At 44.6% G+C, this 6,169-nt stretch carries 10 protein-coding genes and 1 riboswitch; of the genes, 7 read left to right on the top strand and 3 right to left on the bottom strand.

What is annotated here, in order from left to right:
• Positions 1-159: 159 nt before the first annotated feature.
• The 3 genes from I4N53_RS00465 to I4N53_RS00455 all read left to right on the top strand — a co-directional run bounded on the left by I4N53_RS00465 (position 160) and on the right by I4N53_RS00455 (position 2,893).
• Positions 160-1,074, top strand: a complete 915-nt coding sequence (locus I4N53_RS00465; protein WP_214495324.1) for a stalk domain-containing protein — start codon at positions 160-162, stop codon at positions 1,072-1,074.
• A 104-nt stretch (positions 1,075-1,178) separates the two neighbouring features.
• Complete coding sequence (locus tag I4N53_RS00460; protein WP_214495323.1) at positions 1,179-1,724, top strand: hypothetical protein; 546 nt, start codon at positions 1,179-1,181, stop codon at positions 1,722-1,724.
• Between the two features lie 491 nt (positions 1,725-2,215).
• The gene (locus I4N53_RS00455) at positions 2,216-2,893 is read left to right on the top strand and encodes a copper amine oxidase N-terminal domain-containing protein (RefSeq protein WP_013150992.1); all 678 of its coding nucleotides are present in this window, start codon (positions 2,216-2,218) and stop codon (positions 2,891-2,893) included.
• Between the two features lie 64 nt (positions 2,894-2,957).
• Here I4N53_RS00455 and I4N53_RS00450 read toward each other — a convergent pair whose 3' ends face one another.
• The 3 genes from I4N53_RS00450 to I4N53_RS00440 all read right to left on the bottom strand — a co-directional run bounded on the left by I4N53_RS00450 (position 2,958) and on the right by I4N53_RS00440 (position 4,616).
• A complete protein-coding gene (locus tag I4N53_RS00450; RefSeq protein ID WP_214495322.1) occupies positions 2,958-3,722 on the bottom strand; it encodes a septal ring lytic transglycosylase RlpA family protein in 765 nt (254 codons plus the stop codon).
• 110 nt (positions 3,723-3,832) lie between these two features.
• The gene (locus I4N53_RS00445) at positions 3,833-4,216 is read right to left on the bottom strand and encodes an RNA polymerase sigma factor (RefSeq protein WP_214495321.1); all 384 of its coding nucleotides are present in this window, start codon (positions 4,214-4,216) and stop codon (positions 3,833-3,835) included.
• 148 nt (positions 4,217-4,364) lie between these two features.
• Complete coding sequence (locus tag I4N53_RS00440; RefSeq protein WP_214495320.1) at positions 4,365-4,616, bottom strand: helix-turn-helix domain-containing protein; 252 nt, start codon at positions 4,614-4,616, stop codon at positions 4,365-4,367.
• 72 nt (positions 4,617-4,688) lie between these two features.
• A riboswitch (cyclic di-GMP riboswitch) is annotated at positions 4,689-4,778 on the bottom strand.
• A gap of 311 nt (positions 4,779-5,089) precedes the next feature.
• On the opposite strand from I4N53_RS00440, the gene I4N53_RS00435 reads away from it, so the two are divergent.
• The 4 genes from I4N53_RS00435 to I4N53_RS00420 form a co-directional block, all read left to right on the top strand.
• Entirely contained in the window at positions 5,090-5,200 is a 111-nt protein-coding gene (locus I4N53_RS00435; RefSeq protein WP_198002291.1) for a helix-turn-helix domain-containing protein, read from the top strand.
• Positions 5,201-5,320: 120 nt separating this feature from the next.
• The gene (locus tag I4N53_RS00430; RefSeq protein WP_214495319.1) at positions 5,321-5,569 is read left to right on the top strand and encodes a recombinase family protein; all 249 of its coding nucleotides are present in this window, start codon (positions 5,321-5,323) and stop codon (positions 5,567-5,569) included.
• A complete protein-coding gene (locus tag I4N53_RS00425) occupies positions 5,566-5,907 on the top strand; it encodes a recombinase family protein (protein ID WP_049766027.1) in 342 nt (113 codons plus the stop codon). Before I4N53_RS00430 ends, I4N53_RS00425 begins: the two co-directional genes overlap by 4 nt.
• A 42-nt stretch (positions 5,908-5,949) precedes the next feature.
• Positions 5,950-6,169: hypothetical protein (locus I4N53_RS00420; protein ID WP_214495318.1), on the top strand; the 220-nt coding region annotated here is incomplete at its 3' end.

Raw genomic sequence — 6,169 nt, 5'->3', positions numbered from 1 at the left:
GAATTAGGTCCTACTTATTATGAAGAGAAAAAGCGTAATATGATTATTCGTCAAGAAATTCTGTGAGAGAGGCAGAGAGTGCCAGTTTTATTGGCGAAGAAATTACATGGTTCTTGTTAATGAGATGATATTCGACACTACCTTTGCAGGAGGCTAAAAATGAAGCGGTTACTCTTTATCACGATCATTTCTGTAGTTATGATGGCCGGTAGGTTGGTGCTGCCGGCCTTCGCTCAAGAACAGCAGAAAATTCCCGTCCTGATTGACGGGCTGCCGGTTGTCTTTGATGTACTACCAATCATACAGAACGGTCGGACATTGGTTCCCTTCCGAGCCATAGCTGAGGCGTTAAACGTGAAGGTCGACTGGGACGGTACTACTCAAACGATAAGTGCTACGGACGGGAAAACTTCTATCCGGCTCCAGATTGGCAACAAGACCGCTCACCGCAATGACTCTCCTATCTTGTTGGACGTTCCCCCGCAAATTCTGGGTGTGAGAACACTTATACCGCTCCGGTTCTTCAGCGAAGCCTTTGACTGCCAGGTGAATTGGGACAACTCGATTAACGGGGTGAGAATTACCTCCCCACCCAAAGAGATGACGGTAATTGGGTTCTACGCCTTGGGCGACAGCAAGACCAGCAGTTGGACTAACATCTTTGGGAAACCTTACCCGGAAACGGACAGAGGAAATACCGATGTGGTAGGCGAACTGGCGTTAGGCCGGTATAGTCTGGACAAAGAGGGCAACCTTTTGACGAAGAGCAGGACTGGCTGGCAGAGGCCAGACGGAGAATTGGCTGACCGGATTATCATCATGGCCTATGACTATGGTTCTAAGCCAGAGCCGGTAAGCCTTGTCACTCAAGCAGTGGAGATAGCTAGGGCCTCTGTTCCGCCGGAAAAGCTAGTGCTTGGAATTTCTGCTTCCTCGGAAACACCGGAGAGCATTCTAATCAAAGTGGGCATCGCCAAGCGATACGGCCTTGACGGTATCGCCATCTGGCGGTTAGGTCTGGTGACCGGTGAAATGTGGGACACATTGAGGTCTACCGTAATACCACGGAGGTGACTTTGGCAGAGTTGTTGTAGATTTTTCTGCGAGCAGCGGAACAAAATAGTCGGTTTGGGCGTCTATACTTTTTGGAGAAAAAATTCTTGAGGGAGGTTTTGCCAGTGAGGAAAAGGGTTAAATTGAGCATTTTATTATTTCTAATTGCCGCCACACTTTCATTAATTTTATTCGGATGTAGCCAAGAACCGTTCAATAGCAACGTTGAAGAAAACAAAGCTGAAGAGCAGCCAACATCGAAGGATGGTCTACAAAATGCGGAAACCATTTTGGAAAGTTTAAAATCTGCATCGCCAGAAGAAGTTATTCAGGCCTTCTTTTGGGGGCATAGTAATCACTGCAAAGAAGTCGTTAACGCTACGCTCTATCACGAATATGCTAAGACTAATAGCGATTATCCAGAAATTAAGCAATGGGAAGTCCTACAGATAACCAAGTTACTTAATCCCCCGGATTGGCTAAGAGATAGTGAAAAGGAGTTTACCGAGGTAGAATATTTTAAGGTTAAGCATCGCTTAACGCTCAATTCAGGATATGATTTGTCCAATACGCAGCTAGCTGAAATAGCAGAGCGAGGGGAAATTGAATGGTACTTTGTCCTTGCTAAGGAAAGGGAGTCTAGGTGGTTTATAGTGTCCTATGGAAATTAGAAGATGGTGGGTCATTAACCCACCATCTTTTATTGTGGAGTTAACACGTTTATTTAATAACTGTCTTTTATTTCATAAATGTAGATGTATCTTTTGTCAGGGTCCCTAAAGGAACTTAAGTATTGGTATAGGGAGATGTTCTTTTCATCCCTTGTATGTTGTGCCATAAATAAATCATCTCTACCTATATTTGCATTGTAACCCCAGTCATGTACTACTTGAGTATGATAAGGGTAATTATTGTTATAGGGGTCACCATATTGAATTACATCTCCCTCCCACAAATCATAATACAGCGAGTCAAAGTTTTCAAGTGCTTCAGCTACGGTTAGGTCTGGTGACCGGTGAAATGTGGGACGCGTTAAGGGCTAACGTAATACCGAGGAGGTGACCTCGGTAAGGGTGTCAAAGATTTTGCGGGAAGCGGAACAAAATAGCAGGGTTGTGCGTCTATACTTTATGGAGAAACAATTTTTAGGGAGGTCTTACTAGTGAAGAAGAAATGGATAATTATTGTAGGTGCTGTTTTATTAGTCGGTATCTTTACCACTATAGCTTTCGCTGATAACCCTATTAAGCTATTTGTTAACGGCCAGGAAATTAAGCCAGATGTTCCACCGCAACTGATTAACGGCAGGACAATGGTCCCCATTAGGTGGGTTGCTGAAGCGCTGGGTGCTGATGTCCAGTGGAGCAATAATAGGGTTATTAAGTTAACTTCAGTCGTAGAAAGGCCTATTCTTTTTACCAGGATTGCTTTCTCAAAGGACTGGCGAAAGACAACAAAGCCACCATACCAGGAACTTCCGGAATTGCGTGATCTATATAACCAAAATTTCTATGTTATAACTGGTAACAGCGAAGGGAGTAAGATCTTTGACACTCTAGGTATAGATAAACTGGAACGTGTATCGTCAAATATTGCTGCTCCTGAAGGTAGCCTAGGTATTCTTACTGTGTATAGCTCTATCATTGGAATTACAGTAAAAGGACAAAACGTAATAGTCTATGTCCAACCTCAAGACGCCGGTTATGATTTCGTTGCAGTTGAACCAGCGGTTACTGACCTTCCACAAGAAGACAGCGGATATGGCGAGAAAATGTCTACCTTCTTTTTTACAGATACTAAAGGTAAAGAACTAACAAGGGTTGTAAAAATGTGGCCGTAAGTTTTGCCAAAGCGCGCAGGGAGACTTATGTGTCTCCCTGCGCATAAGACTATTTAGTTATTAACTAAGGCGCTGAAATGTTAACCGTCCCACTACCAGGAAATCCCAAAGCTTTTGCAACACCGCCATATGTCAAATCGATTGTGTTAGCAGGGGTTGTATCATTTACTCTTGCTATAACGCTTTTCCCACTATATGTTACCTTAACCCAACAGTTACGCGGTAAATCGGAAAGTCCGGATGCAATAGTAAGATCGCACGTATGGAATATTTCACCATTACTTGTATAAGGGTTTAAGAGCTGTTCTCCTGCACCATAATACGTAGCAGTTACATTCTTATTTCCAGAGTAACTTTGTGAGGGAACAACGAGTTGCCTGGAAGACTTAACTGGCTCTCCTAGACAGTTCAAGTCGCTACTCTGAAGTGCACCTCTTATATTTCTCGCCCAACTCAACGCTAATGCTGCAGGTGTCATACCATATGCGGTCGCGTCTGCGGCGGTAACAGTACAAATAGAGTTTAGATTTGTATCATAAAGGTCTTCGTATATTGTATTTGGGTAACTTTTGAAGGTAACTTGGCCGTCTCCTCGACGAACATGCGCAGATGCAACCACGTAGTCGCTACCTATCCATGCTGGAGTAATAAAATCAAGATCTCTCTTGGCATCTGCGAAAATTGTATTGAGACGGTCAGCAGTTATCTCCGCTCTCTGTCCAGGGTTATAACCTCCAGCGGAGACCTTGAACCTAATTACCCCATAGTTGTTCACAAGGACAACGCCATCTCCATTTGTATCTACATACCACGTTGCTTGATTTGCCATCACATGTCTCCTCCTCAAATAATTTTTCTTTACACCGAGACAAGGAGGAGATAAAATAGTCTAACAACTCCCTGCCTTCGGGTATGGGGTTGTCCGTCCTGGATGAGGCTCTACTTGGCGGTGGGCTCGTCCAGGACAAAATGTTTCCTTAACCTGTTCAACGCTCGCTCTTTCAATCGGTGTACGACCGGTTGTGATATTCCCAACTGTTCAACTACCTCCCGCTCTGTACGTCCCTCCAGGACCGTTGCCGTAATGACTTTTTGCTGCTGTGGCGTCAGCACCGTGAGGGCTTCCTGAAGGAATACAGAGTCCTCTACTTCGGCCAAAATGTCATCTGTGCCGGCTACGGTATCGAGCATCTCTGTCATCTCATCTTCGGCTTCTTGACTGAGTAGGTTGTTAAGGATTAGTAGTTCGTGCTCCCGTAGCCGCTTATGCTTCTTCGCTAGCCTGATAGCTTCGTGGCGTAGGCCGGTTAAAAACCAGGCCATAATCCGGGCTTCTTCAACGTCGTCGTAGATGTCAGGTGTAGGGAGCCATCATTGTCCACCTCCTTCCAGCTTGTCTAACCTGCCCTCTACTACATAAAGAGAAAATAGGGGGGCGTTTTAATACCCCCCTACCAAAAAAATTCTTGAGTTATTTCTGATAGTCGCTTTTACGGGAGAAGTACCGGTTTAGCTCATCCCTACCCCACGTGGTATTGGGCTGGTAGCGGTAAACGGCTTCTATTATCCAAGTCATCAAATCGGAGCAGGCCTCCTCGTATCCTAGCTGACGGCTGTATTTCTTGACGATTGGAATGAAGCGTTTAACAACCTGGGTCATAGCTTCTTCATTACCACTCTTCGCTAGAGCAATCAGTTCTCGGAGTTTCGGTTTTCTTTGCAAGTTTTGTCACCTCCACAGAGACAAAAAGACCTACCACACCTTGGCAGAGGGCAGGTCTTAGACTTCTAGAGCAGCGGCAGCCAGGCTGTCATAGTGCCTGTGGGCACCTTAGACCCTGTAGCTTTACGTCCCCATTTTTCAATGGGTTTGCCTTTAACGCCAAAGTATTTAGTTTTCGTCAAAGAGCGCGGAACCCTCACCTCCCTCAATCTGTCTATTTAATAAGACGAATGGTGGGTTAAAATAGTTCCATATACTGGCAAGGAACTCATCGTCTTTTTCAGACACCTTTCGTCAAAAAATCTTTCGGTTTGATGAAAGGGTGAATAACTTGTCCATCCCGTGAATATGATGGTAATAGATATGGGATTTCTTTACCAAAATTGGCTGTAGAATATTGTAGACAATTTTGGAAGCCCTCTTTTAAGTTCCTAACATACATCCTATAATAATAACATAGGAGGTGAAATCTGGTGAACGAGCTACTTACTACCAATGAAGCGGCTGAAATTCTCGGAATATCGCCTATTGCGGTTGTTAATCTCCTTCGAGATAAGAAACTGTATCAAGAAACGAGGTGTTGACGGAATTGACCGCTGGTTCATCAGACAAGAAGACGTTGCTCTCTACTGCGCTGGACTAGCTATTTTCCACATGCTCCAGCAGAAGGCTAAAGAGCAACCAGTGGAAGAGGGTGTCCCACTGTGACTAAGGCAGTAGGGTACATTAGGGTAAGTACAGAAGAACAGACTCAGCACGGCTACTCTCTTGAAGCTCATGCACAAGCAATCAAGAAATATTGTGAACTTCAGGGGTGTGAACTTGTAAGGATTTACCGGAATGACGGCTACAGCGGTGCTTCTATGGAGAGACCTGATTTACAGCAATTACTCGAAGACATTCACTTTGGAAAGTTCGATGTGGTAGTTGTCTGGAAACTTTTGACAGATTGAGCCGTAACTTAAAAGATACCTTTTACCTCCTCGATGATGCTTTTGAGAAGAACGGGATAGGTTTTACCAGCATACAGGAACAGTTTGATACTACCACACCTATCGGTAAAGCGGTCATGCAAATCATCGCAGTGTTCGCGCAACTGGAGAGAGAAATGATTACCGAAAAGATGAAGATGGGAAAGTACCAAAAGACACGGCTGGGACAGTTTCCGAGCGGTCATATCTTATACGGTTACAGAAAAAAACCAGTGACCGGAGAGTTCGAGATTAATGAGGAAGAGGCAAGAATTGTCAGGCTGATTTATCATTGGTACGTCTACGGTGACGAAACATGAAAGCCACTGGGAATAGAAGCTATCGCTGATAAGTTAACGAAGATGGGTATCCTTCCTCCTTCCGCTGTCCGTGGAGTTCGTGTCGGAGTCAGAGGAAAGAGAGGCCAAAAAGGTGAATACGCCAAGAACTGGTCAAATGCTACTGTCAGACAGATTCTTACTCATCAGGCATATATAGCCCTCTATGCCGTAACTATGGCACCATCAAAGGATGAAAATACCATCCCCTTTACGGGAAGCACGCAGGATAGAATAACCACTT

The sequence above is a fragment of the Thermoanaerobacter sp. CM-CNRG TB177 genome, assembly GCF_018588165.1.
Lineage (GTDB): Bacteria > Bacillota > Thermoanaerobacteria > Thermoanaerobacterales > Thermoanaerobacteraceae > Thermoanaerobacter > Thermoanaerobacter thermocopriae.
Note: the sequence above shows the minus strand (reverse complement) of the source record. Positions and strands in the feature narration are given on the sequence as shown.

Excerpts from the sequence above, each read along its gene's own strand:
- I4N53_RS00465 (WP_214495324.1), top strand. The coding sequence starts at position 160 with ATGAAGCGGTTACTCTTTATCACGATCATTTCTGTAGTTATGATGGCC.
- I4N53_RS00450 (WP_214495322.1), bottom strand. The coding sequence starts at position 3,722 with ATGGCAAATCAAGCAACGTGGTATGTAGATACAAATGGAGATGGCGTT.
- I4N53_RS00445 (WP_214495321.1), bottom strand. The coding sequence starts at position 4,216 with ATGGCCTGGTTTTTAACCGGCCTACGCCACGAAGCTATCAGGCTAGCG.